Raw genomic sequence first — 25683 nt, 5'->3', positions numbered from 1 at the left:
CAGTAGTGAAATTTTAAAATTAATTTTATAGCTCTGATAATGTAAGTTTTATATGACGAAAAATTCAAAACATAAAACAAATAATCACTTAAAGACTTGAAAGAATTTAACGGGCCATTGTGAATATTAAGATAGAAAAAATAAGAATGAAAATCAAATCCAGCCAAAGAGCACGGAGCAAATAGTATGAAGATGAGAGCTCTTAACCCGGTTCTGGGAAACATTATCCGCTGGTCGGGGCTCCTCGAAGTGATAAAAGAACAAATGGCAAAAGGCGGGATATCAGGATATGCCAAATACCTGCACCCCGCGCACCATCCATTCTCACACAGCATCGAAGCGGGAAACATTAAACACTCCTTTAATATTCCTGATTTTTTTCATTAGTGTGTTAAGCGATTGTTTATTATCAACAAACACCGAGAGTGTTCCTTCAAATACACCATCATGAGAATCAACATTGATTGAACGAATTTTCAACCCCATATCCTTTGAAACCACCTGTGAAATGTTAGTAACAATTCCTATATCGTCTTCACCCGTTACTTTAAGCGATGCCAGGTAGGAACCTCCGGCCTCACCCGTCCAGCGGGCAGGAACAATCCGATACCCGTATTTCTTACGCAAGTCGGGTGCATTCGGGCAATTGGTGCGATGAATTTTAATACCTCCGTTTACAGAGACGAAACCAAAAATATCATCGCCAAATATGGGGTTACAACATTTGGCCAAATGAAAATTAACATTGCTCAGATTTTTATCTATCAATAAAACATCATGTCCATAATGTTCCTCAGTTTCGACCGGTGTGACAAAATTTTCCGCACTGCGACCAGCTTGCTGACTTTCCAACAGCTCTTTCTCTTTTTCCCGTTCTTTCAGAATAAATTCCTTTATTTCAACAGCATCAAGCTTGTCTTCAGCTATGTCACAGAAAAAATCGTGTACAGATTTATACTTAAAATGTTTAACCAGCTGGCCTATGCGTTGATCGGTTAATTCGAGTTTCCAGTTCTTAAGCCTGCGAACCAGCATCTCACGACCTATCTCAGCTTCCTTGTATTCAATATCGCGTAAAGCCTGTTTTAGTTTGGTACGTGCTCTTGAAGTAGATACAATATTCAGCCAGTCCTGCTTTGGTTCCTGGTTCGACGAGGTCTGGATTTCCACCTGGTCACCATTACGCAGTTCGTATCTGATAGAAACATTCTTTTGGTTAACCCTCGCTCCCACGCATTTTTTCCCAATCTCGGAATGGATATCAAAAGCAAAATCGAGGATAGTAGCTCCTTTGGGAAGACGTCGAAGATCACCTTTAGGCGTAAAAACAAAGACCTCCTCATCATACAGGTTCAACTTAAAGTCATCGATAAAATCGGCTGCATTAACCTCAGGATTTTCAAGAATTTCACGAACATTGGTCAACCATTGATCCAATCCTTTTTCACTCTTAATCCCTTTATATCGCCAATGGGCTGCCAGTCCCTTCTCGGCAATTTCATCCATACGGCGAGTGCGAATTTGTACTTCCACCCATTTATGATTGGGGCCCAGAACTGTGGTATGTAACGACTCATAACCATTGCTTTTGGGCACCGACAGCCAGTCACGCAACCTGCTGGGGTTTGGTTGATACTTATCGGTTACTATGGAATAGACTTTCCAACATTCGGCCTTTTCCTTCTTCAGCTCGGTATCGATAATAATTCGAATGGCGAATAGATCGTAGACCTGCTCAAAATCCACGTTTTGTTTTCGCATTTTATTGTAGATGGAATTGATGGTTTTGGTACGTCCTTTTATGTCGAATTTTAGTCCCTGCTCGGAGAGTCTTTTTTTAAGGGCGCAATAAATTCCCGGATATACTTATCCCTGGCGCGCTTGGTTTCATTGAGTTTTTTGGCAATGAATTTATACATCTCCCGATTTGTGTACTTCATTACCAGGTCTTCCATCTCCGATTTAATGTTGTATAGTCCGAGGCGATGTGCCATTGGAGCATAAAGATAAGATACCTCTGAGGAGATATTAATCTGGCTTTCCCTGTCATACCTGTCGAGTGTCCGCATTGTGCGCAACCTGTCGGCAATAATAATAAGAATCACTCTCACATCCTGCGCAAATGTCAAAAGCAGTTTCCGGAAGTTTTCTGAACGGATGGAAGGATTTCGATTGTAGAGATCGGCTACCTTGGCAAGACCTTCCATTATCATAACAACATGATCGTCAAACTGCTGCCTGATTTCTTCGAGGGTAATCTCTCCATTGCGAAGTACATCGTAGAGCAAAGAGCAGATTAATGAGGTTCGTCCCAATCCAATTTCCTCCACAACAATTCTGGCAATCTCCAAAGAGTGTAGAAGAGCTGGTGTACCGGATATCCTGCGCAGGTTTTTACCCTGTCGCAACGAAACCGCAATGGCTTCACGTATCATCGGAACATCACCTGGTTTAATTATTCCATCAGATGCCTCAAGTAAAGACCTGTAACTCTTTAATATATCTTTTCTCTCCTGTGTAGAAATGGGTTTATTCAAATCAGGCATGATACATTTAATCTTTATAATGGTAAATATGAGTTCATTCCTGAAAGGCTCTTTAGCCAATCACAATGGTTAATTGATTGTTTATTATTCACTAACAACATCTATACTTAGTATCTGTCCAGAAAGTACCAGTTACAATGCCTGCCCCGGTATCATCGGGGGCTTGCGAAGCTGCCAGAAACGGAGTCCCGGATGTGCTTTTTGTTGGTTTTTTCATTAAGAAAAACCTTACAAAAGCTTGTTTGGGGTGAATAATTTTATGGCGAGCGTAACACAGTAAACGGTAATTTATAGACAGCCCCTTAGCTTTTAAAAATTTCTGAATCCTGTCCATTACAAAGGTAACGTAAATGATTGCAGACTCAAATATAAAACAATCCGGCGATGCAATAGATACGAGATTTTCAGATGAAATATTTAACCTGCTTTATAGACAGGCACTAATTAATTGTTTATGCAATTAACCGCACAAGCCACAACTCTCTCTTAATAAAAACTTTGTGTCATTGAGTCTCTGCATTTAGCCTTTTTATTAACTGACTATTGTGATGAAGACGCTCAATAATGTTAACGCACTCTGTTCTGGCCCTTTTCACTACACAAAAACGAACGAACAACAAGTTGTCCGTTCGTTTATAAAGTTTACTAAGAAAAACCAAAATATTCAAAAAACCAGGGGCGAAAGATGAGGCTGGTTTGACATTCCGAAAAATTTTATTTATATTTAAATAATTGAATGTTAAATTGTAAAACTCAATAGTATATGAAAAATACAGGATTATTTTTAGGTGGATTAATTTTAGGAGCTGCCGCCGGTGCAGCACTTGCTTTGTTGTATGCACCTCAAACAGGGGAAGACACCCGGCGTCAGATAAAGGTCAAGATTGATGAACTGGAAGAAGAACTGGACCAGATGAGAGCAAAACTTAAAGAAAAGGGTGCCGAAATGAAAGATGAAGCCCGGAAAAGAGTTCAGGAACTGGAAGCTCGCATCGAAAAACTAATGGATGAGTATAGAAAAGCTCCGGAAAGAGCGAAATAGTGTCTGTCCATTCAGGCCCATTTGGGTGGGTTAAGTGACTTAGTTTATTCATGGGGACACTTCTAAGAGTCGCTTTAATGTGATATACTCATATATCAAGTAAAAAAGTTGTTCTTTGCGGAACAACTTTTTTATTTTGAGAAAAAATTTGCACATTGCACTAAAACACTAAATCACGACAGATTTAACGAGCATGGAGCTTTGATTTCTCCCTCGGCTCTGCCGCTTTGTTTACAAAGAAATCCACAACAAAGGGACATGTATAAAAGTCGCGAGATCCATTAGGCCAATAATTTAAGTAAATTATATACTAATGAAACGAGCATGACAAGGTTTGTCACAAGAGAACATGTATTAACCCAATCATGCGAGTTTCATCAGACCAATAACTTAGAGTAATTTTATACTGATGAAAGAAAATATTACCAGTGAACTGGAAGAACTCAGGAAAGAATTTGAAGAATACGTAAAGGTGCGTGTTGACCTCACCAAATTGCATATTGCAGGAGAACTGTCAAGGTTTTTTTCAAATTTGATGACCAAGACTGTTTTGCTGTATCTGTTCTTTTTTGTATTCATGTTTTTTTCATTGGCTGCAGCATTTCTCCTCGGTAAATGGATGGGGTCTTATGCCCTTGGTTTTGCCTTAATGGGGGGCCTTTTTCTTTTGGCAGCATTGGTCTTTTGGCTTTTGCGCAAGAGAATTATTGAGCGGCCTGTTGTTCAACATTTCATTGAATTAATGTTCCCAAAATTCGACCATGATGAAGAAGAATAAGAAAAAAAGAAAAACGATTACCGCCATATAAAAAGTTACAGAGATTTGCGCTCGGAAAAAATGCACCTGGCATATCGTGCCCGTTACAACGAGAAGCAGCTCGAAATAAGACTTCTCGAACTGGGTTATTATCTTCATCCCGTCAGGTTGGTACCCTCACTGGTAACCGAATGGGCACAACCTATGCTTATTGAACTGAAAAACAGAATTAAGGAGTACTTTTTTGGAAGAAACAGAAGAAGCCGGAGAAAAGAAGCTTAACAGTTTTTGTAGCCCATAAGAAAACGGGACAGCAATAACAGACATACCGATGATCAAAATAAAACAGATATACTTCATAGTAATATAATTTTAGGGCTTATTCAAGTTCATTTAATACCTCGTCGACCTCTTCAACTTTTTCATCAATTTCAGCACTGGTTTTTTCAATCCGTACCGAAACCGAATCGACTACTTCTTCTGTTATCTCCTGAACATCTGATTGAGAATTATCATTATCACTGTTTTTAGATCCGGAAGTTCCACAACCGGTAACAAAAACAAAAATTAACACCAGAATAAATAAAGTTTGTGATTTCATAATAATGTGAATTAGTTTGTTTCCAGGTACAAGTTAATAAAACCAACAAGAAATACACTTTTTTGAAGTAAATAAATTACTATATTCGAGCTGTTTTCCACTTATAGAAAAAATAAATTTATTGCCTGGTTTCATCCGTATAAAATTTATTTATTAAGGTCGGATGGAACTCGTCCCGAATAATCGCGGCTCGTTTCATACATTGAACAGTAACTGAACCTTCAACACTCATTATGATAAAAATTCAATGATTATTGCTAAGACGTTGAAATAGAAGAAAAGTTGTAACATAACAGGATCCATGACAAAAAATAATAAATATGCCCTGGTAACAGGTAGTAGTAAGGGGTTCGGAAAATTATTGGCACTTGAGCTCAGCCGAAGAAAAATAAATGTTATACTGGTTGCATTACCCGGCGAAAACATTGAAGAAACCGCTGCGGAATGCAAACAATATGGTGTAGACACTCAAACGTATGAGGCCGATCTTACCAATCGCGATGAACTCCTTAAAATGACGACCTGGGTTAATGATAATTTCAACATAAACATTCTAATCAATAACGCTGGCACCGGCGGCACTCAAACCTTTCATAAAAGCGACCTTCAGTACATTGAAAACCTCATTCAGATCAATGTTACGGCCACCTCCATCATCACCCACCAATTATTGCCAAATCTTCTTAAGCAGGAACAGTCATACATCCTGAATGTTTCCAGCATGGCATCGTTCAGTCCCATTGGCTATAAAACGGTTTACTCGGCAACCAAACGTTACATTCAACACTTTTCGAGGGCACTGTGTCATGAGCTGAAAGATACTTCGGTTTTTGTCAGCGTAGTACTTCCCGGCCCCATGAAAACCAATTCGGAGATTACCAAAAGAATCAACAAACAGGGAATTCTGGGAAAATTAGGACTGATAACTCCTGAAAGGGCTGCAAGAGTCAGTATCAGGCGATTATTCAAAAAAAGACCATACATTTTGGTCGGACGCCGCAATTATATCAACAAATTTTTATTGGCCCTGTTGCCTCCGAAAATCCGAATGCATTTGATGACAAAGGCTGCTAAAAGGGAAGTCAGCTGAGAGAGAAGGGAAACAGGCAGAAGGGAGAAAACTCAAAACGGAAACGCTTTTTTATAAAGTCGCAAAAAGAATAAGTTTAACATTACAATATTCCGTTAAACTTTTGCAGATGTCTGGTAAGGTAAAGACGCCCAATTTGTGCATCTCTACCTCTCATAATAAAAACTTTGCGTCATTGCGTCTCTGCCGTTCAGGCTTTTTTTAACTGACTATTGACATTACTGACCGACTAAAATGAAATGGATTTAATGAAATCCAGTATTTATGTGCGTTCTGAATACTTTTACACAGTTCAGAGGTACGGTCGCCTCAAAGAAATTCCGTTAAGAAAAACAATCTGATTTTTAGAATTTCTTTGCGCGACGGCATTTTTTAGCATAGCTGAATTTTGCTGCGTTCGGCATTGACACAAACAAGTTTGGTCACTGCTCTCATTTAACGCAAAATCTTTTTACTTTTTTTGTCTGTAGAAACGAGTCCCGATTGCTCGGGACGAGTTCCATCAGGCCTTAAAAATAAATTTTATACTAATGAAAATCAAATACTTTTGACAATATGCCTAAAGTATTAGTAACAGGAGCAAACGGACTTTTAGCGACTAATGTCATACTCGCCCTGCTGGAAAAGGGATACAAAGTTCGTGGATTATTGAGGAATTCGCGGAAATTTAATGCCCCCATTCCAGACGAACTTGAATTAACCGAAGGTGATATTACTTCTAACGATGCTTTAGATAAGGCGGTAACAGGGTGTGATTACGTTATTCATGCGGCAGCCTTAACAGCACAAAATTTTTTAAGCTACCAACCCTATAAACTTGTCAACGTTGATGCATCCGAAAAACTGGTTAAAATATGCATCGACCGGGGTGTAAAAAAGTTTGTATACATTTCTACTGCAAATGCATTTGGCTTTGGTTCAGCAACAACCCCGGGACACGAAGGTCTCAGTATAAGTCCGCCATTTACAAAATCCTTTTATGCACGAAGCAAACTTGAAGGACAACAAAAGGTACTGCAATACAAAGACAAAATTGAAGTTACAGTGGTTAACCCTACTTTTATGATCGGCCCCTATGATGGTAAACCAAGCTCGGGACGAATCATCATGATGGGCTATAACAAAAAAATCATCTTTTGCCCGCCCGGTGGCAAAAACTTCGTCAACGTTATCGACGCAGCCAAAGGTGTTGTGGCCGCTCTTGAAAAAGGGAAAAACGGGCAGGCATATTTGCTGGCAGGCGAAAATCTATCGTATAAAGAATTCTTCACGAAATTATCTGAATTCTCTTCGAAAAGCCCGTTAATCATAACTATTCCACGATTTTTGCTTTATTTAGCCGGTTATCTCGGCACAGTTTTCCGGCTGACCGGTATTAAAACACAACTTTCATTAACCAACATGAAAATATTGTGTGTTAGCAATTTTTATACAAATCGGAAGGTATCGGACAAGCTTGGTGTCCACTTTGATGCAACTAAAAAGGGAATTGAACAGGCTGTTCAGTGGTTTAAAGAAAACGGAATGATCAGTTAACATCACTTTATGACGAATGAGCGGGGCAAGTTATCACAATCTTTGTCATGCTCGTTTCCATCAAAAAAGCTAAATTTGCTAACCGGCAATCCAGTGTAATTTAAATTAAAACCAGTCATAAATGACCAAAGCGGCTGTCCGACAACGAATTGACGAACTCAGAGAGGAACTCAATCGCCACAATTTCAAATATTATGTTGAGAATCAACCCGAAATATCGGACCAGGAGTTTGACCGTAAAATGCGTGAACTGGCCGATTTAGAGGCAAAATATCCCGAATTTGCCGATCCTGACAGTCCGACCATGCGTGTAGGTAGTGACCTGACAGAGGAATTCGAGCAGGTACAGCACAAGTATCCGATGCTCTCGCTCAGTAATACCTATTCCGAACAGGAACTCAGAGATTTCCACAACAGAATTGTCAGGCAAGTGGGTGAAAATTTCCGGTATGTTTGTGAGCTAAAGTATGACGGGACTTCCATTAGTCTTACCTATGTAAACGGTAAGCTACAACGTGCTGTTACCCGCGGCGACGGGGCTGTAGGTGATGATGTAACGCGCAATGTGAGAACCATTCGTTCTGTTCCCCTGAAATTAAGGGGCCATTTCCTTCGTGAATTTGAAATGCGGGGCGAAATATTTCTGCCCATCGAAGGTTTTAAATGGCTCAACCGGGAAAAAGAAAAGGCTGGAGAACCACCATTTGCCAATCCTCGCAATGCAGCTGCCGGCTCACTAAAACTGCAAAACAGTTCTCTCGTGGCTAAAAGGCCTCTCGACTGTTTTCTTTATTATCTGCTGGCTGAAGAGTTACCAACGGACAGTCACTACGAAAATCTGATGTTGGCAAAATCATGGGGTCTTAAAATTTCACCTCACATGGAAATCTGCCACTCCATTGAGGATGTATTAAAGTTTGTCCGCAAATGGGATACAGACCGAAAAGATTTACCATTCGAGATCGACGGCGCCGTTATCAAGGTGGACAGTATTTCATTACAGCGTCAGCTTGGCTTTACCGCCAAATCGCCACGATGGGCCATTGCCTATAAATTTAAAGCCGAAGAAGCCCGCACCAGACTTTTATCGGTCGATTTTCAGGTCGGCCGGACCGGCGCGGTGACACCGGTGGCCAATCTTGAGCCCGTCCGGCTGGCAGGAACAACTGTAAAACGGGCATCCCTGCACAATGCAGACATCATCTCGGAATTAGGGCTGCACATCAACGATCTTGTTACTGTTGAAAAAGGCGGAGAGATTATTCCCAAAATTACCGGTGTAGTATTGGAAGAACGCCCATCCAATAGTCGTCCGATAGAATTCATAAAAAATTGTCCGGAATGCGGAGCCCCACTTATGCGTCTCGAAGGAGAAGCCGCCCATTATTGTCCCAACTCAGCAAGTTGTCCGCCGCAAATCAAAGGTAAATTAGAGCATTTCATTTCGCGCCGCGCTATGAACATAGACGGACTGGGAAGCGAAACCATCAACCTGCTTTTCAACCAGGGTCTGGTAAAAGCCATTCCCGATCTTTATCGTCTGAAAGCTTCTCAGCTTGTCAACCTGGAGCGCCTGGGAGAAAAATCAGCCCGTAACATTATCAATAGTATTAGAAAATCGCTGGAAGTCCCCTGGCCCCGCGTTCTTTACGCTCTTGGCATCCGTTTTGTCGGCGAAACGGTGGCCAAAAAGCTGGCCGTTGCTTTTCCTTCGATAGATAAGCTGGCTAAAGCCTCCAAAGAAGAGTTAACAGCCGTTGATGAAATAGGTGAAAAAATTGCCCAAAGCATTATCGCTTTCTTTAAGTCGGAAGCCAACCGCAAAATGATTGAAGAACTAAAACAGTTTGGCCTTAAACTTGAAGGAAAAGAAGAAAACAACCTTGAATCACGCAGACTGGAAGGAAAATCCATTGTCATCAGCGGTACTTTTACGAAATTTTCGCGCGACGAACTAAAACAAATAATAGAAAACCACGGCGGGAAAAATACGGGATCGGTCACAGGCAAAACTGATTACCTTGTAGCCGGTGAAAACATGGGCCCTGCCAAACTTGAGAAAGCTAAAAAACAAGGTGTTACAATATTAAGCGAGGACCAGTTTTTAAGCCTGATTAGTTCCTGATGCTGCTTATTGGGATTGTTAGATTGTTAGGGGTGTTAATTTGTTGAGTTGTTGAGTTGTTGAGTTGTTGAGTTGTTGAGTTGTTAGATTGTTGGAGTTGCTATTTCGGAATTTCTTGTTTCTTGAGTACTGCGAACCACGAACCGGGTTTCTCCTTTCAGAGAATCTCGGGGACGGAGTGAAGATGCTGTATTTAGGGATGCTGGTTACCAATTGCTCAACCTTTTTAGAGCCTAAGCGCAGACGCCATAATGCGACGCAAAATTTTTATTATGAGAGGCAGAGCCGCCCAAATTGAGTGACTCCACCTTGCCAGACAACTGAAAAAGTTTTACAGAGGTTTACATTGAATCAAATAATTTTTGACAGTAAATTTATTCATGAATGTGGTATAATAAGACATATTTTTGTCAAAATCCAGGCGTTTTAATTTTTTGTACCAGAGTTAACTCGTTGTTAATGAATATGCAAAAATTTAAAACAACACAGAGTTTGGCAATAAAGATGCTTTTTAGACTGCACTCATTCATAGAAAAAATTAACACTCGTGATACCATTCAGAAAACAAAGAGAAACAATCGGGAATTTGTTGTTGCGACGTCAACTAAAAAAGCAGCATCGCCATGTGCAGATGAAGAAGATTAGTGATTTAAAGAATGTCGGCATATTTTTTGATGCCGGTTCAGAACGGTGTCGAAAAACTGTAAAGGCCTTTATTAAAAAGTTGCAGGCACAAGGTACAGAGGTGCGGGCACTGGGTTACTTCAATACAATAAAACCGGAAGAAAATTTCATCAGCGACAAAACAGTCTATTTTTCGACGTTGAAAGATTTTTCATATTTCTTTTTGCCAAAGAGCGAAGAAGTTATTGAATTTACATCGGCTAACCCGGATGCGCTGTTTGTGTTTTCAACCTGCAAAGATTTTGCACCGGCTGCAGTTCTCAAACTTTCTAAGGCCGGGTTGAAAATTGGTTTTGCCGGGGTTCATGACGATGCATTGGATTTGACATTTGAATTGCCCGGTTATGAACCGGAAAAACTTATTGAACAAATAGAGCGATACCTGGAGAATTAACAGTTTTTAGTTAATAGTTTTTAGTTGGTAGTTAGTAGTTGTTTGGATATTAGATATTTTCTTTTCAACAGGCGAATGTCTAAAATATTTGACCATTCATTTTTCAGAACTTAAACAAAATAAATATGAAAACGCCAATTTATTTTCTCTCTTTGCTTGCCCTGGTGGCTATATTGCAAAGTTGTGCAACCAGAAAGGTTGAACGTATCGGTACCGAAGAAGTAATAGACCTCAGCGGACGATGGAATGATACTGATTCCCGAATGGTGGCGGAGGCCATGGTTGAGCAGATTTTAGACGCACAATGGCTCCTGAATTTCCAGGAAAAGCATGACGGTAAAAGACCGGTTGTAATCGTCGGCCTGGTTTACAACAAATCACATGAACACATTGAAGCTGAGACTTTCATCAAAGATGTGGAGAGAGCCTTTATCAACTCCGGGAAAGTTCGCCTGGTTCAGGCCGGTGACAAGCGTGAAGAGCTTCGTCGCGAACGAGCAGCCCAACAGGAATTTGCTTCGCCCGAAACCGTTAAAGCCTGGGGCAAAGAACTGGGGGCAGACTTTATCCTCAACGGAGACATCTCTTCCATTGTTGATACTTATAAAAATGAAAGGGTCAACTACTATCAGGTCAATCTGGAGCTTACCGATATAGAAACCAGCGAAATTGTCTGGATCGGGGAAAAGAAAATCAGAAAGTATATAAAGAATTAAGTGCCGGACGCTTTTCCGGGCATAGGTCGGTAGATCGGTAGGCAATTGGAAAGATTCTGGTTGCTGGTTGCTGGTTACTGGTTGCTGGTTGCTGGTTGCTGGTTGCTGGTTTTGGGTTTCGGGTTTTGTCCAGCTATGCCGTTTGGTCTGCAAAAATTGGTTAATTGGTAATTGATAATTGGTAATTGATAATCGTCCTCTATGAATCGGTATCTGAAGGTTTTGTTCACAATAGCGCTGGTAGCAGCAATTGCCGCCTGCGCTACTTTTTATCAAAAAACCTATCAGGTACAGTCGAGCATAGCAAAAGGTCAGTTCGTAAAAGCTGACCGGATGCTGGCCAACGACACAAAATGGTCGCAAAACAATAACAGGGTTCTCTATTATATGAATCGTGGAGTTGTTGCCTACATGATGGGGGATTACCGAAAAAGTATTGATTTTCTGAATCAGGCCGATTATTATATTGAAGATTATTCGAAACAATTTGGATGGGAGGCGTTGTCGCTGATCTCCAATCCCATGGTAAAACCTTACCGTCCTGAAGATTTTGAAGCCATTATGGTTCATTTTTATAAAGCGCTTGACTTTATTGCTTTGAACGACCTGGAAGGTGCGCTGGTGGAAGCCCGACGAATCAACATACGCCTGCAACAGATCAACGACAAGTACAAGGATCATAAAAACAAGTACCAGCGCGATGCTTTTGCCCATAACCTGATTGGGATGATTTACGATGCCGCCAAAGATTACAACAACGCATTTATTGCCTACCGCAATGCTTTGGAAGTATATGAAGATGATTATTCAGAATTGTTCGGCATGGGCGCCCCGGAGCAGCTAAAAAAAGACCTCCTTCGTACGGCAAAACTTACAGGTTTCGATGACGAAGTGATTCGATACGAGAATCAATTTAATATGAAAGCCCCGGAATTACCGGAAAAGAACCATGGTGAACTTTTACTTTTCTGGCTTAACGGCATGGGACCGGTAAAATCGGAATGGAACATTACCATTACCAACTACGGTTTCAGCAACGGGTTTGTCACACTGGGAAATCCGGAACTCGGGCTTAATTATTCTTATCATTCCTCTCATCTTTCCTCAAGAGAAAGAGCTGCTTTTAAAGACCTTTCTTTTTTCAGTGTTGCATTTCCCAGATATATTGAACGTAAGCCTTTGTTTTCCACAGGAATGGTCTCTTACAATGACACGACCATCACTTTTGAAAAAGCTGAAGACATCAATAAAATAGCCTTTCAGTGTCTGCACGATCGCATGGTGCGCGAACTGGGAAATGCCTTATTGCGTGTTGCCACCAAAAAAGCAATGGAAGAATTAGCCAATAACGAAAACGAAAATCTTGGTACCATTGTCAGCATTGTTAACACACTCACCGAAAGAGCCGATACACGCAACTGGCAATCTTTGCCACATTCGGTATCTTATGCCCGGATATCGCTGCCAGAGGGGGAGCATTTTGTCGATCTGCAATTTACAGGCAAGAATTCCGACAGCTCCAGTATTCGAGTGGAAATTGAACCTGAACAAACCACGTTTTACACTTTCCATACGATGAACAGTACGGAAATGTACTGAGGGAATCTGTTTTCTCAAAAAAACAATCCCCTGCAATCAGTAAAATGCAGGGGATTTTATGTCCTCATATTTAATCTCTATGGCTATGAAAAAAAGAGGACCTAAACTATACTTTTCACAAATCGAAAGTGCAAAATTAATACAATATTTATAACAACCTTAGGACACAAAGGTTTAAACTGCATTATTCATAAATAATCTATTACAATGCCCAATTATCGGCATGGACGAAAATTTATGAATAATGCAGGTTAAATTGTTCTTACTTCACAAAAAACTTTCCGACCCGCACATTACCTTGTTTATTATAAAGTTTCAAAAAGTACAATCCGCTACTTAATCCGGAAAGGCGGATTCTTTCCTGAAAATTATTTAATATTCCCGCGGAAACAATTTTCCCGGTCAGATTGTATATTTGCCACCGGTCAAACCATTCATTGTTTTGATCGAAAAAGACATATTCCTTCACAGGATTGGGCCAGAGGCGAATACTTTCGTAATGCAATTCGTTGAATATTCCGCTTCCAAAATCGAGTTCGCTAAAGTAGATATCTGAAATGCTGAAATCAACGATACCCGAATTACCCTCATCGCTATCCATCCAGATTCTTATTTCCGATATTCTGCACGGCAGAAACTCGCCTCCGTCATCAACTTTTCCATAGCCATAAGTGAGAATATTTTCATTCTGATCAACAAAAGAAAAGTCGGACACAACAAACAAGTCATTTTTGTTCAAAATTCCATTTTCATCTATTAGTCCTATTTTCATCCTTCCCGGGAAATCACCCCCTGGAACAAATTCCATATTAATCTGTCCAAAAGCATGTAAATCAATCGGATTAGAAAAATTGATTTTTATATAATTATTATCCGATGCTTCAATCCCTGAATAGGCAATGTGCAAACTCTCACCACCTGACAAAGCGATTTGTTCCGATAAAGGTTCTGATACCTGCCAGCCATCGTTCCCTGTATTTAGGTTAAGCACAAATTGTTCAGAATCCGGAATTACGGGTTCTACAAAAACCCATCGGGGGCCATTTGGATATCACCCAGTACAAATGTCCCCTCACCACTCCTGCCGGTAATTCCATAATTTACATAAAGACGAACTTCCGTTATCTCATGCATATTCCACGATGAAGAACTACCAATAAACCGATGCTCATAAATATGAAAGTGGTTATTCTTGACAGGATCGCTTATCTTGAACAAATCGGCAGTATTCACCCTGCCGTCGCTGTCGATAAAATCGAAACGCATTACTCCCGGAGCATCTCCATCCAAAACCTTCAAAGCGACGCGTACATTTCTGAACTCTTCAAAGTCAGCAGTAAAACCTATAGGCAAGTTGATTTTCGGATTTGCAGCCGGGTCGGAGATCGAAAAATCCACCCTTACACCGTTTCCATCCGGCTGTAACGAAAAATTGTTTTCAATGGATTGTTCGGGAATCTGCCATGCAGAACTTCCGTCATCCTTAAGGGCGGACAAAACAAAAGGAGCTGCATCGGGAATAACTTTCAAATCGACAAATAAAGGCGCTCCCGACTTTTCTTCGCATTCAGAAATCATTTTGCACTCTACATTTCCAGGTCTGTTTCCCCATTGCACCGTAATTTCACTAGTTGTATTGCCAGCAATAATATCTACTCCTTCAGGAAAAGACCATTCATAAGAAACACCTTCAATGGAAGACACAGAAAAGGTGACTTCCTCGCCATTCTGAACCAGTGATGGTCCATTAATAGTAAAATCGGGCAACGAAGTTTTATAGACCCTTACATAATCAATTTCCATGATGGCTTCTTCCAAATCGGGATCAATGCCCTGAGCACCACCCCAATCTCCACCGATAGCAATATTCAGGATCAGGAAGAAAGGCTGATCAAAAGGCCACTCTTTATAAGAAATCTGAAGATTTGAAAAAGAATAGTATTCCTCGCCATCCACGAACCATTTTATTTCATCAGGAGTCCATTCAATACCATAAACATGAAACTGAACCTGAGCATCCGGAACCTCAACAGAACCGGATTTCTGTGTTCCATCTTTATGATTAAAGGCTTCTGTATGAACAGAGCCATGAACAATTCCGGGATCGTATCCCACATGCTCCATAATATCAATTTCTCCGCTTTTGGGCCAGGTACCGTAAACAGAATTTTGAGGCATCATCCAGATGGCCGGCCAGGTACCCACGCCATAAGGCAGTTTGGCTCTTATTTCGAACTTACCGTATTTCCATGAAGCTTTGCCTGATGTTACCATACGAGCAGAAGTCCAGACTCCGGTTGAAGACTTCCTGGCATGAATTTTTAAAGTACCATTGCTCACATAAGAATTATCCCGGCTGTCGGTATAAGTCTGCAATTCGTTATTGCCCCAGCCACCACCGCCTGTCTCGTAATTCCAATGTTCGGTATTGGGTTCACCCTGATAATCAAACTCATCTGAAAAAACAAGATAGGTACACTCCTGGGCCATAATTCCGGAAATTCCCGCAACCAGGAAAAAAATTATCAGTGTCAATCCAGGAGGCATTCCCCATGGTGGCATTTTCAGATTTTTATTAAATGAATTTCTCTTCATAGTCTTCGGTTTACCAAATCGACAGAGGTTTGGTGTTAGATGGTTAGAATTGTTAGGTCGTTAGGTCGTTAGGTCGTTAGGTCGTTAGGTCATTAGGTCATTAGGTCATTAGGTCATTAGGTCATTAGGTCGTTAGGTCATTAGGTCGTTAGGTTGTTAGGTTGTTAGATATTTAGATAACAGATGACATCTGCTGCCTTTTAGCAAGAAGGGACAGCAAGGTATCTAAAGATTGCACCATCTGGTGTCAGAAAAACACCCGTGAAAACAACAGGGCCGATAACCGGAACAGATTTACTCACCGGTTCGACCCTGTTCTTCAATAATTTATCGACTCATTGATAGACTCGCACATAATCAATTTTCATCTCCGCCGGAAAAATGGAGTCATCAACACCGTGTAAACCACCCCAGTTGCCTCCCACAGCAACATTTAATATCAAATGGAATCTTTTATCAAAAGGCCATTCGTCGTGTCCCTTTTTTGAATTATTGAAAGTGAAGACCTTTTTTTCATCAATAAAAAAATCGATCTTTTCCTCGTTCCATTCAATGGCGTAAACGTGAAATTCATCCTCACAATCGGGCACATAAGTAGCATCGCCGACCTGCGTTCCCTGCGTATGGTTAAAAGCACCGGTATGAACGGTTGTATATATAGAATCAGGCTCATATCCGACATGCTCCATAATATCGATTTCTCCGCTTTCGGGCCATCCGCCATATTCCCAGTCGGTGGGAAGCATCCAGATTGCAGGCCAGATGCCTCTTCCTCCGGGAACTTTAGCCCTGATTTCCATTCTTCCGTACAACCAGTCTCCTTTTTCTTTAGAGGTTAGCCGTGCCGAAGTAAAATTAAAATCGTTCCATGATTCCCGGATTGCAGTAATGGTCAGGAATTCACCATCGACCCATGCATTCTCTTTCCTTTCAACGGTATAGTATTGGAGTTCATTATTTCCCCATCCATAGGAATTTCCGACCGTATCGTAATTCCATTTGGTATCATCTGGCAAACCTTCGTAATCGAATTCATCGCTCCAAACCAGTTCACGACCATTGTTTTCATTCACTGCACATCCAGTGGCCAATAAACTCAGTGAAAATAAAAAAACCGGGAGAGCATTTTTCAATAACTTCATATCGAAAATAATTTAAATTACACCTACTATTCAAAGTTATTCCAGAACAAATCCTGCTTTTAGTCCTTCTGCAGCATTTGGAGCAATCCATACATTAAATTCTCCGGGTTCTGTAACAAATTCTCCACTGGGATGGTAAAACCCAAGTTGTTCGGTAGTTAAAGTAAAACTCACCTTCTTACTTTCTCCCGGCTGGATTGTTACACGCTTAAAGTCCTTCAGTTCTCTTACCGGACGGGTATAGGAGCCAACCAGATCGCGGGTATACAACTGAACAATTTCAGTTGCGGCAACATCTCCTGTATTGGAGACAACTGCAGAAACTTCCAATGCATCACCTTCCTGAATTTTTTGGGATGAGAGCGATATACCGGAATATTCAAATGTAGTATATGACAAACCATAGCCAAAAGGATACAAAGGAGTAAAACCGTAATCCAAAGTATGGGAGGTATTCCCCAGAGAAAGCTGCTCTGCTTTCACTTTGATATCGTCGATGTGCGTCCAGGCTGAAGAATCGGCCGGACGCCCGGTCATCCTGTGTGCATAATAGATTGGGATTTGTCCTTCACCTTTGGGGAAAGTAACAGGCAATTTACCGGAAGGAACACTTTCTCCAAAAATAAGGTTGGTTAACGCCGGCCCGGCCATAGTTCCGGGATGCCAGGCATACATGATGGCATCAGCCAAATGCTGTGTTTTGTATAAACCGGCAGGACGACCGGACATAACAACCATTACCACAGGTTTTCCTTTTGATGCAGCCAGCTCAAGCAACTCCTTTTGTGCGCCAACCATCTCAAGCTCTGCCAGACATCTGGCTTCGCCCGAAAGAATAGACTCCTCACCTACCACCGCCACAACAACATCCGATTTTGCAATAGCGCGCTCTACCTCATCAAAACCATCGGCCGATTTATCGCGTGTATATTCCAAACCTTCAGCAAAAAATGTATTTGATGAACCGTTATATTCTACAAATGCTTCCAGAACAGATTTTGAATCCTCCTCATTGCTGTCAAAATCCCACGTTCCAAGCTGTTCGTAAGGTTGGTCGGCCATCGGTCCAATCAGGGCTACTTTAGTCCCTTTCTTTAACGGAAGCAACCGATTTTCATTTTTCAGCAGTACTACGCTCTCCTCGGCAATTTTTCGGGCCACTTCGAGATGCGCAGGATGAACCAGCAAAGAATCGGCCAACGATTCATCCACATAAGGATGATCGAACAAACCAAGACGGAATTTCACACGCAGGATACGGGCTACCGCATCATCAATCCATTCCATTTTTATTTTCCTTCATCCAGTAATTCTTTCGCATAATTGGCATAATGGCGGGTAGCCATTTCCATATCAACGCCCGCTTTGATCGCCAATTCGGCTGCATGTTTCCCGTCTTTTGCAAAGCCGTGAAAAATCATCTCCTCAACAGAAGCCCAGTCGCTAACGACAAATCCGTCAAAGCCAATGTCTTGTTTTAAAATCTCGCGTATGTTTCGTTTATGTCCCGTTCCGGGAATTCCGTTAATATCATTAAAAGAGCTCATTACGGTAGCAACTCCGGCTTTAACAGCTTCACGAAACGAGGGCAGATAAACATTGTAAAGATAAATATCAGGAATCAGCGTAGTGTTGTAATCCCTGCCTCCCTCAGCTGCACCATATCCAATATAATGTTTGGCACATGCCGCAATAGTCATCGGGTCGGAAAGATTATCGCCCTGATATCCTTTTACCATGGCACGGGCCAACATGGCATTGAGCAAAGGATCCTCTCCTCCACTCTCCGCAATTCGTCCCCACCGGGGGTCGCGGCTAACATCTATCATGGGTGAAAAAGTCCAGTTAATACCCATTGATGCGGCCTCTTTAGCAGCTATGGAAGCAGATTCACGAATCAGATCTTCATCCCATGAAGCAGCCATTCCCAGGGGTATAGGAAATATGGTTCGGAACCCGTGAATAACATCGCGCCCGATGATAAGCGGAATACCCAAACGGCTTTCCTCTATGGCCACCCGTTGTATTTCGTTCACTTCCCTGGCTCCTACCAGGTTCAAAACAGAGCCGATCTGACCGTTTCGGACAGCTTCTTTCACATTCTCAATGCCCCCGAAAGCGCCTGGATCAACCTGAGACATTTGTCCTATTTTTTCCTCCAAAGTCATTTCAGACAAAAGCGCTTGCACTTTCTGCTCAATATCTCCAGAATGTTGATTTTGAGCAGCCTCACCTTTGCACCCAAATAAAACAGGCGTTATCAAAAACGCCAATAACATCCATTTTTTTATATCCATATCCCTTAAAAATCAGAAAATTTAGAAGGGAGGCGGAGATTTTTCCCCCGCGCTCCCGTATTACAGGTTCTATAGTTGTGCAGATTTTATTCCTTCAACATGCGGACCGGAAAGCTCATCTAAGTAGAACTCATGAGTTCCCTCTCCTACACCTGGATTGCACATGATACGAATGACATTATAATAGTCGTGATTAAAGTTTTCATCAGTTGTTACATCATCCGTAAACTGCTTTCCGGTCCAATCCCATCCTGCACCGATACCGGTAAAGTCAAATTCGGCAACCTCCCATTTATTATCTTCTTTAATTTCATAAATAAAATCGTGTGTTCCGGTTTGCCATGCATCACCACCAAGGTCAGTATTCTCCAATTTAAGTAAAATCTGTTGACCGGCTTTACCATAAACCATTACCTTGAAGGTACTACGCTGGCGCAGATCGAAACGGTACCCGGGAGGTAATTGCATATAGGCATTGGCCCATTGCTGATCGGTCTTCGAATATTTGGCAACCATTGACGATTTGTTCGGATAAATCCTGTCGGGGTTGCTAACAGCAGTAACGCTGCAATCCTGACCTTCAACCGGGAACGTCATAATTTCACTGAAATCGTTGTAAACAATCATTGCATCGAGCAGGAACGGCTCATAATCGGGGTGATTTTGCTCTACATTAATAGTTGTAGTTGATGTCAACGTTTCGTTCGATGCTACAACAGATATAGTAACAGTGTAAGGCGCAGCACGCATGTAAGTTTCTGTAAGGACTTCGGTATAGTCGGTTGTTTCAAGTACTGTCCCGTTTCCGAAATCTACAATAACTTTATTGACACTAAGTCCTTCAGGGATAGTGACATTGGTTATGCCAACAGAATATTCGTTGGTATTACCGGTTTCAGTGACTTCTACCTCATATTCTACCTGGGGTTTTACGTAACCTTCGGGAATAAATTGGTAATGCCAGGCATTTCCATCGCCACCTTCGGCCACCAATTCAAGCTTGTTTTCCTGAAGTGCAAGAACTTTATATTTATTCCCGACAGCTCCCACGTCAAAAATAGGAAATATGGGACCAGAGGTCGGAACTAAAGTTAAGTACCAGGTTCCGTCAATCTCTTCCAGATTCCATGCCGCCGGTTGAGGATCAAAATCAACCTTATAATCAGTATCCCTTTGTTCAGGATTGGAATATGCGGGATCATCGGACCTGAAATCCTTCACATAACTCTCACCATGGTTTTCGTAAATAAACTCAAAACCAATCAGTTTAAATGTCATGCGATCATCATACAGAACTCCTGTTCCCTGCTTTGCAAGTGGTGCGGCAGCCCACCATGCCAATCCCTCAGAACCGGCAGGGCCAACACCAAGGTGTCCGGCGGCAAGGCTGTCAAGAACCCATGTTTTACCTTCGAGTGCATCAGCACCTCCCGAAAGAAATGTCATTTCCTCACTTGAGAGGAATTCATAGTCTGTCTCTTCAGTAGTCAGAACTTTGGTAACCGGCGTAGAGCCTCCCTGGGTTGCAAGGTTGAGTGTAATTTCATGGTCACCCGGAAGCGGAAATCTCTGTGTTACTTTGTTTCCGACTTTTCTGGTACCGGCAATATCCCAGGATGCAACTCCCGTTACTGAAGATGTATTTTCAAAGATATATTTAAACTCATCTTGAGAATCCTGCGTTATGGTAAAATCCACCTGGCTTTCGTCAGGAGCTTTACCAATATCAAGGGCATCGTCTTCCTGCGGTTCGCAGGCAACAAACAGCATCGATGCCATTGCTATCATAAATCCTGTTTTCAATATATTTTTCATTTTGATTGTCTTTTAGAAATAATAAAACTTAAACCAGAAACATCATTCGTTTAATATCCGGGATTTTGCTGCAGTTTAAAATCACCCTCGGTCCGGTCTATTTCAGATTGCGGAATGGGCAGATATTTTTTATACGGTTCCCAGGTTCTTTGGCTTGAAAATTCAGGAATATCTTCAGTTAATACATCAGCATCGCCCCAACGAACAAGGTCCCAGAAGCGCATTCCTTCGCCGATAAATTCACGACGACGTTCAAGTTTTATATTCTCCTCGTTTGCAGGTACAGAAACAAAATCATCATTCAGGGCGCGCTTTCTGACTTCATCCAGACACCATTGTGCCGTAATACCCTCAACCGGAGTTACACCATGCATAGCCATCAATTCGGCAGCATTGAGCAATGTCTCAGCATAACGGAAAATCCGAAGATTATTTTCATAGTTTAGATCAACGGTATAAGGTGCTTCGTTGTACCCGTCACGGGCAGCATATTTGGCCAGAAACAATCCTGTATTTTGAAAACGCTCGGTATAGGTTCCCTCTTCGAATTGGTTAACCGATGCAGCCAGACGCTCATCGCCGGCTTCGAAAATGCCCGGAATTTCAGGACGAACCGGTCCGAATCCCCATCCGCCTTTGTAAATATCCTGTCCACTCAGAAGGTCTACACCATCCAATTCATTAGGCGAGATAAAGGCCGGAAGGTTTGTTCCATAGCCCTGCCAGGCAGCGCCCCAGTCTTTTCCTTCGGGTAGATGGTTAACTTCGAAGATCGACTCGTCGCAAAACTCACCTTCGCGCGGCCAAAGAGAAGCATAATTATCCATCAGATCATAAGCCCCGCTGGTAATGATTTCTGCCATATCGGCCAAAACCTCATCGTATCGGTCTTGATCCTGTTGATACATCACAACACGTGCTTTCAACATCATAGCTGCAGCCCGGGTAGCCCGGCCTTCTTCGGCAGCATCAACACTCATTGGCAGTTTCTCTCCTTCAATAGCATAATCGAGGTCCTCAATCAGCTCTGCATAGATTTGGTCTGCAGTATATTGGGGAGCCATATATGGCGCTTCCAGGTCTTCCTCAAAATAGGGAATATTGCCCCAGAATTTCCACAGCCAGTGAACGTAGTATGCACGGAGAAAATGTGCCTCGGCACTCAAACGGGCCAAATCTTCTTCATTTACACCTACAGCATTTTCACAGGCAATAATGGCATTATTAGCCCGGCTCAAACCACTGTAATAAATGTTCCACAATCCGCCGGGTAATTCCCTGGGAGTAGCATCCAGCAAAGAAAGTCGATACAACTGCGCCTGGTCACCGGCGTCACCTCCTCCTTTAAATATGTCGTCGGATCGTAAATCAGACATCAATACGATACTGTTATACTGATAATCGGCATAACTATCGAAAAGAAGTATCTGGTAGGCCGATGCCAGGTTAGCCTCGATGGCACCTTTGGTGGCCTCTCCCCCTGCTTCTTGCGACGCAGTAGGATATGCAGTCAGAAAATCTTCGCCACATGATGTAAGTCCTATCAGTGCGGCAAAAGCTACTGTTTTGATATATTTTATCATAACTGTATTCTTTTAAATGTTAGAATGTAATGTTTGCTCCTACCGAGATGGTCCGTGCCTGCGGATAGATACCGCGGTCGATACCAATAGTGGTATAATCGCCTGATGCAATTTCAGGATCAAATCCATCATAGTCTGTGAGAGTAAGAAGATTCTCAGCAGAAACATACAATCTCAAACGCTCTATGGCAGCACCTCTCAAAATATTCTGAGGTAAAGAATAGCCAAGTTGAATGTTTTTCAAACGAACATAAGAGCCGTCTTTGATATAAAGTTCGGAAGACCGCCAGTTGCCGTTCGGGTTCTCCCGGGTTACACGCGGAATCCAGTTGGAAGTTCCTTCCCCAACCCAGCGTTCAAGTACCCAGGACGGACGGTTCATGGCAGGAATATCGCCACGTTGCGAATAATCGAAAATATCGTTGCCATAGCTGCCCTGGAAGAACATAGAGAGATCAAAGTTTCTCCACTCGGCATTTACATTAAGACCAAAGGTCCAGTCGGGCATTCCCTTTCCAATCTTGGTGCGGTCTGCATCATTAATCTGGTCATCATTATTTATGTCAATGAATCTGACGTCTCCGGGTTCTGCATTCTGCCCGTAAGTCTCATTATACTCATTGGCCTCAGCCTCATTCTGCAAAATACCTCCCACTTTGTATCCGTAAAAGTATGGGAAAACTTCACCGTTTTCACCTTTTACAAAGTCTCCAACGCCTGTAGCGCCAGCACTCTGATAGATTTGCTCTCCGGACTCATTACCCATATCGATGAGTTCGTTTTGCAGATACGAAGCGTTTCCGCTCACTGTATATTTAAAATCGCCAACACTTCCGTTGTATGTCAATTCGAATTCCAGACCACTGTTCTCCATTTCGCCGGCATTAGCAATCGGGGCACCTTTACCAACATAAGCAGGAATAGGCTGTTCCATCAACATTCCGCTGGTAGTCTTTTTGAAATAATCGAACCCGAAAATCAGTGCGCTATCGAAAAAACGCGAATCAAATCCGATGTCAATTTGCTCGGACTCTTCCCACTTAAGATCCGGATTGGCAATACGGGCAGGACTGGCGCCATATTGCATGGCAGAATAATCACCTGAACCAAAATAGTAATTTTGGTTTCCGTTCATCAAAGAGGTGTAGGCAAAGTTCCCAATCCGCTCGTTTCCGTTTTTACCCCAGCTACCACGTAATTTCAGGTAGGTAAACCAATCGGGACGACCATCCATGAACGACTCGTTGGTAACATTCCAGCCAACAGAAAATGAAGGGAATATAGCCCATTTATTGTTTGGGCCGAAATGAGAGGAACCATCACGACGAACCGTTGCCTGGAACATATATTTCTCATTGAAGTTATAATCGACACGACCAAAATAGGATGCCAGTGTTTCGGATGAAAAACCGCCAGTTCCGCCTGCTACACGCTCGTCATCGCGATCGGCTATGGCGTAATCGATAACGGCCTTATCAGGGTTGTCCTCCAACAGGTCATAATCGTCACCGTACAATTCCCTGAGCTTATATTCCTGAGCCGATTGGCCAAGCAATACGGTAAGGTTATGAATTCCGTTAAAGCTCTTCGAATAGGTAAGTGTGTTTTCTAACTGCCATTTGAAGCCACGGTGCATATTTGAATATACATGGCTTCGGGTGATGTCTTTTCCCTGGGTAGCCAGAAAATGTTCAAAAGTGTAACCGTCATTGCCCCAGAAAGCAAGATCAACACCATAACTTGATTTAAACTTCAGGCCTTCAACAACGTCGAGTTCGCCCCAGAAGGTGGAAACAAACTTATCGGAGTTGCCCTGATTCCCCAAGGGTGCGTCAAGCATGGCCACCGGGTTGGCAATCTCCTGAAACCCTGACGGAGGAATGGAATATACCCTTCCCTGATCATCTGTAACGGCTGTCGGATGGTCAGCCAATACCTGTTCCGGGTCGGTTGCATAAACAGGAATTGTCGGGTTAAATGCAAGTGCACTCCCCAACACAGAACCATATTCCGAGTTGGTTTCAATGCCTGATGACTTTATTCTGGAGTATCCGGCATTTATACCTACCTTCAGATTATTCAGGAACCAGCGGTCGGCATCAAATACGTTATACGTATTATTGGCGCGTATACTATAACGCTCATAATTAGAGCGATCGTAGTTACCACCAACGATACCTTCCTGATCAAAATACCCGAAAGAAACAAAATAAGTAGCCCTGTCGTTGCCACCACTCACGCTAATTTGGTGGTTCTGAACAGGTGCATCGTAATTAAAGGTTTCATCCTGCCAGTCTGTTCCTTCTCCGGCATTGGCAATTTCCTCCTGTGTATAACGAGGTGCATTGCCATCATTCAGCAACGACTCGTTCATTATCACCATATATTCACGGGCATTCAGGACAGAACGCTTTTTCCATGGATTCTGCCAGCCATAAGAAAAGTCATAATTAATACGAGCGTCTCCGGTCTTCCCCGACTTTGTAGTAACCAGGATAACACCATTGGCAGCACGTGCTCCGTATACTGCAGCTGAAGCAGCATCTTTCAGAACTTCTACCGATTCAATATCGGTCGGATTCAGAAAATCGATACCTCCATCAACGGCCATCCCGTCAACAATATAAAGAGGATCGCTGTTGTTAATGGTACCCACACCTCTGATGCGCACTTTGGAATCGGAACCGGGTTGTCCCGAACTCTGAGTGATCTGAACTCCCGAGACTTTTCCTTTCAGGACATCTTCAATCCGTGATGGAGTTGTCTTCTCAAGGTCTTCAGAAGAAACACTACTAATAGCAGCTGTTACAACACTCTTCTTCTGAACACCGTAACCTACTACCACAACTTCATCCAGACCGGTTACTTCTTCTTCCATCTCCACATTGATGGTCGATTGGTCTGCAACAACTTCAACGGACCTCATACCAATAAAAGAGAAAACCATCGTTGCTCCTTCCGGAAGCGTCAACGAATAGTTCCCCTCTACAGTGGTAATCGTACCGTTGGTTGTACCTTTCTCTACGACGCTCACTCCCGGAATGGGGGAGCCGTCTGATGCGGAGGTTACTTTACCTGTAACGGTAATCTCCTGTGCGAACAATACTGTTGTCCACATCAATAAAAACAAAATTCCTAATGTTTTTCTCATAACAAAACTG

22 protein-coding genes are annotated in these 25683 nt (G+C 42.3%); 10 read left to right on the top strand and 12 right to left on the bottom strand.

Features of this window, described 5'->3' with window-relative positions; genetic code table 11:
- Nucleotides 1-192 precede the first annotated feature (192 nt).
- Complete coding sequence (locus tag OQ5_RS23240; RefSeq protein ID WP_141638883.1) at nucleotides 193-387, top strand: hypothetical protein; 195 nt, start codon at nucleotides 193-195, stop codon at nucleotides 385-387.
- Here OQ5_RS23240 and OQ5_RS24710 read toward each other — a convergent pair.
- The 3 genes from OQ5_RS24710 to OQ5_RS24700 all read right to left on the bottom strand — a co-directional run bounded on the left by OQ5_RS24710 (nucleotide 325) and on the right by OQ5_RS24700 (nucleotide 2763).
- Nucleotides 325-1761 (bottom strand): RelA/SpoT family protein, encoded by a 1437-nt coding sequence (locus tag OQ5_RS24710; protein ID WP_016777833.1) that lies wholly within the window; start codon nucleotides 1759-1761, stop codon nucleotides 325-327. The two genes, OQ5_RS23240 and OQ5_RS24710, sit on opposite strands and share 63 nt — an antisense overlap.
- Before the next feature lie 50 nt (nucleotides 1762-1811).
- Nucleotides 1812-2546, bottom strand: coding sequence for an HD domain-containing protein (locus OQ5_RS24705; protein ID WP_255297524.1), 735 nt, complete (start codon nucleotides 2544-2546; stop codon nucleotides 1812-1814).
- A 91-nt stretch (nucleotides 2547-2637) separates the two neighbouring features.
- Complete coding sequence (locus OQ5_RS24700) at nucleotides 2638-2763, bottom strand: hypothetical protein (protein ID WP_255297523.1); 126 nt, start codon at nucleotides 2761-2763, stop codon at nucleotides 2638-2640.
- Nucleotides 2764-3309: 546 nt separating this feature from the next.
- Here OQ5_RS24700 and OQ5_RS0112600 point away from each other — a divergent pair.
- The 3 genes from OQ5_RS0112600 to OQ5_RS0112590 all read left to right on the top strand — a co-directional run bounded on the left by OQ5_RS0112600 (nucleotide 3310) and on the right by OQ5_RS0112590 (nucleotide 4627).
- Complete coding sequence (locus tag OQ5_RS0112600) at nucleotides 3310-3588, top strand: YtxH domain-containing protein (protein ID WP_016777831.1); 279 nt, start codon at nucleotides 3310-3312, stop codon at nucleotides 3586-3588.
- A gap of 409 nt (nucleotides 3589-3997) precedes the next feature.
- Nucleotides 3998-4366: a phage holin family protein gene (locus tag OQ5_RS0112595; RefSeq protein ID WP_016777830.1), complete on the top strand. Its 369-nt coding sequence runs from the start codon at nucleotides 3998-4000 to the stop codon at nucleotides 4364-4366.
- A 45-nt stretch (nucleotides 4367-4411) separates the two neighbouring features.
- Nucleotides 4412-4627, top strand: coding sequence for a hypothetical protein (locus OQ5_RS0112590; protein ID WP_255297522.1), 216 nt, complete (start codon nucleotides 4412-4414; stop codon nucleotides 4625-4627).
- Between the two features lie 97 nt (nucleotides 4628-4724).
- On the opposite strand, the gene OQ5_RS0112585 is transcribed toward OQ5_RS0112590, so the two are convergent.
- On the bottom strand, nucleotides 4725-4946 hold the full coding sequence (locus OQ5_RS0112585; protein ID WP_016777828.1) for a hypothetical protein: 222 nt from the start codon (nucleotides 4944-4946) through the stop codon (nucleotides 4725-4727).
- Nucleotides 4947-5247: 301 nt separating this feature from the next.
- Here OQ5_RS0112585 and OQ5_RS0112580 point away from each other — a divergent pair, with 301 nt between their 5' ends.
- The 6 genes from OQ5_RS0112580 (at nucleotide 5248) to OQ5_RS0112550 (ending at nucleotide 13090) form a co-directional block, all read left to right on the top strand.
- Nucleotides 5248-6036 carry an SDR family NAD(P)-dependent oxidoreductase gene (locus OQ5_RS0112580; protein WP_016777827.1) on the top strand — a complete coding sequence of 263 codons (789 nt, stop codon included), beginning with the start codon at nucleotides 5248-5250 and terminating at the stop codon, nucleotides 6034-6036.
- A 555-nt stretch (nucleotides 6037-6591) separates the two neighbouring features.
- The gene (locus OQ5_RS0112575) at nucleotides 6592-7572 is read left to right on the top strand and encodes an NAD-dependent epimerase/dehydratase family protein (protein WP_016777826.1); all 981 of its coding nucleotides are present in this window, start codon (nucleotides 6592-6594) and stop codon (nucleotides 7570-7572) included.
- A gap of 121 nt (nucleotides 7573-7693) precedes the next feature.
- Entirely contained in the window at nucleotides 7694-9697 is a 2004-nt protein-coding gene (gene ligA / locus OQ5_RS0112570; RefSeq protein ID WP_016777825.1) for an NAD-dependent DNA ligase LigA, read from the top strand.
- 547 nt (nucleotides 9698-10244) lie between these two features.
- On the top strand, nucleotides 10245-10775 hold the full coding sequence (locus OQ5_RS0112560; protein WP_255297521.1) for a DUF6913 domain-containing protein: 531 nt from the start codon (nucleotides 10245-10247) through the stop codon (nucleotides 10773-10775).
- Nucleotides 10776-10900: 125 nt separating this feature from the next.
- Nucleotides 10901-11491: a penicillin-binding protein activator LpoB gene (locus tag OQ5_RS0112555; RefSeq protein ID WP_016777822.1), complete on the top strand. Its 591-nt coding sequence runs from the start codon at nucleotides 10901-10903 to the stop codon at nucleotides 11489-11491.
- A 201-nt stretch (nucleotides 11492-11692) separates the two neighbouring features.
- On the top strand, nucleotides 11693-13090 hold the full coding sequence (locus OQ5_RS0112550; RefSeq protein ID WP_016777821.1) for a COG3014 family protein: 1398 nt from the start codon (nucleotides 11693-11695) through the stop codon (nucleotides 13088-13090).
- A gap of 262 nt (nucleotides 13091-13352) precedes the next feature.
- On the opposite strand, the gene OQ5_RS24695 is transcribed toward OQ5_RS0112550, so the two are convergent.
- The 8 genes from OQ5_RS24695 to OQ5_RS0112515 all read right to left on the bottom strand — a co-directional run bounded on the left by OQ5_RS24695 (nucleotide 13353) and on the right by OQ5_RS0112515 (nucleotide 25673).
- On the bottom strand, nucleotides 13353-14081 hold the full coding sequence (locus OQ5_RS24695; RefSeq protein WP_016777820.1) for a T9SS type A sorting domain-containing protein: 729 nt from the start codon (nucleotides 14079-14081) through the stop codon (nucleotides 13353-13355).
- A 29-nt stretch (nucleotides 14082-14110) separates the two neighbouring features.
- Entirely contained in the window at nucleotides 14111-15685 is a 1575-nt protein-coding gene (locus OQ5_RS22580) for a family 16 glycosylhydrolase (RefSeq protein WP_016777819.1), read from the bottom strand.
- 335 nt (nucleotides 15686-16020) lie between these two features.
- Nucleotides 16021-16827 (bottom strand): glycoside hydrolase family 16 protein, encoded by an 807-nt coding sequence (locus OQ5_RS0112535; protein WP_016777818.1) that lies wholly within the window; start codon nucleotides 16825-16827, stop codon nucleotides 16021-16023.
- Between the two features lie 36 nt (nucleotides 16828-16863).
- Nucleotides 16864-18114 carry a glycoside hydrolase family 3 C-terminal domain-containing protein gene (locus OQ5_RS24690; protein ID WP_255297520.1) on the bottom strand — a complete coding sequence of 417 codons (1251 nt, stop codon included), beginning with the start codon at nucleotides 18112-18114 and terminating at the stop codon, nucleotides 16864-16866.
- 2 nt (nucleotides 18115-18116) lie between these two features.
- On the bottom strand, nucleotides 18117-19100 hold the full coding sequence (locus OQ5_RS24685) for a glycoside hydrolase family 3 protein (protein ID WP_255297519.1): 984 nt from the start codon (nucleotides 19098-19100) through the stop codon (nucleotides 18117-18119).
- 93 nt (nucleotides 19101-19193) lie between these two features.
- Complete coding sequence (locus tag OQ5_RS0112525; RefSeq protein WP_016777817.1) at nucleotides 19194-20939, bottom strand: hypothetical protein; 1746 nt, start codon at nucleotides 20937-20939, stop codon at nucleotides 19194-19196.
- A 50-nt stretch (nucleotides 20940-20989) separates the two neighbouring features.
- Nucleotides 20990-22522: a RagB/SusD family nutrient uptake outer membrane protein gene (locus OQ5_RS0112520; protein WP_016777816.1), complete on the bottom strand. Its 1533-nt coding sequence runs from the start codon at nucleotides 22520-22522 to the stop codon at nucleotides 20990-20992.
- A 19-nt stretch (nucleotides 22523-22541) separates the two neighbouring features.
- On the bottom strand, nucleotides 22542-25673 hold the full coding sequence (locus OQ5_RS0112515) for a SusC/RagA family TonB-linked outer membrane protein (protein ID WP_016777815.1): 3132 nt from the start codon (nucleotides 25671-25673) through the stop codon (nucleotides 22542-22544).
- Nucleotides 25674-25683: the final 10 nt, after the last annotated feature.

It is taken from the genome of Anaerophaga thermohalophila str. Valhall, from assembly GCF_000250735.1.
Lineage (GTDB): Bacteria > Bacteroidota > Bacteroidia > Bacteroidales > Marinilabiliaceae > Anaerophaga > Anaerophaga thermohalophila_A.
Note: the sequence above shows the minus strand (reverse complement) of the source record. Positions and strands in the feature narration are given on the sequence as shown.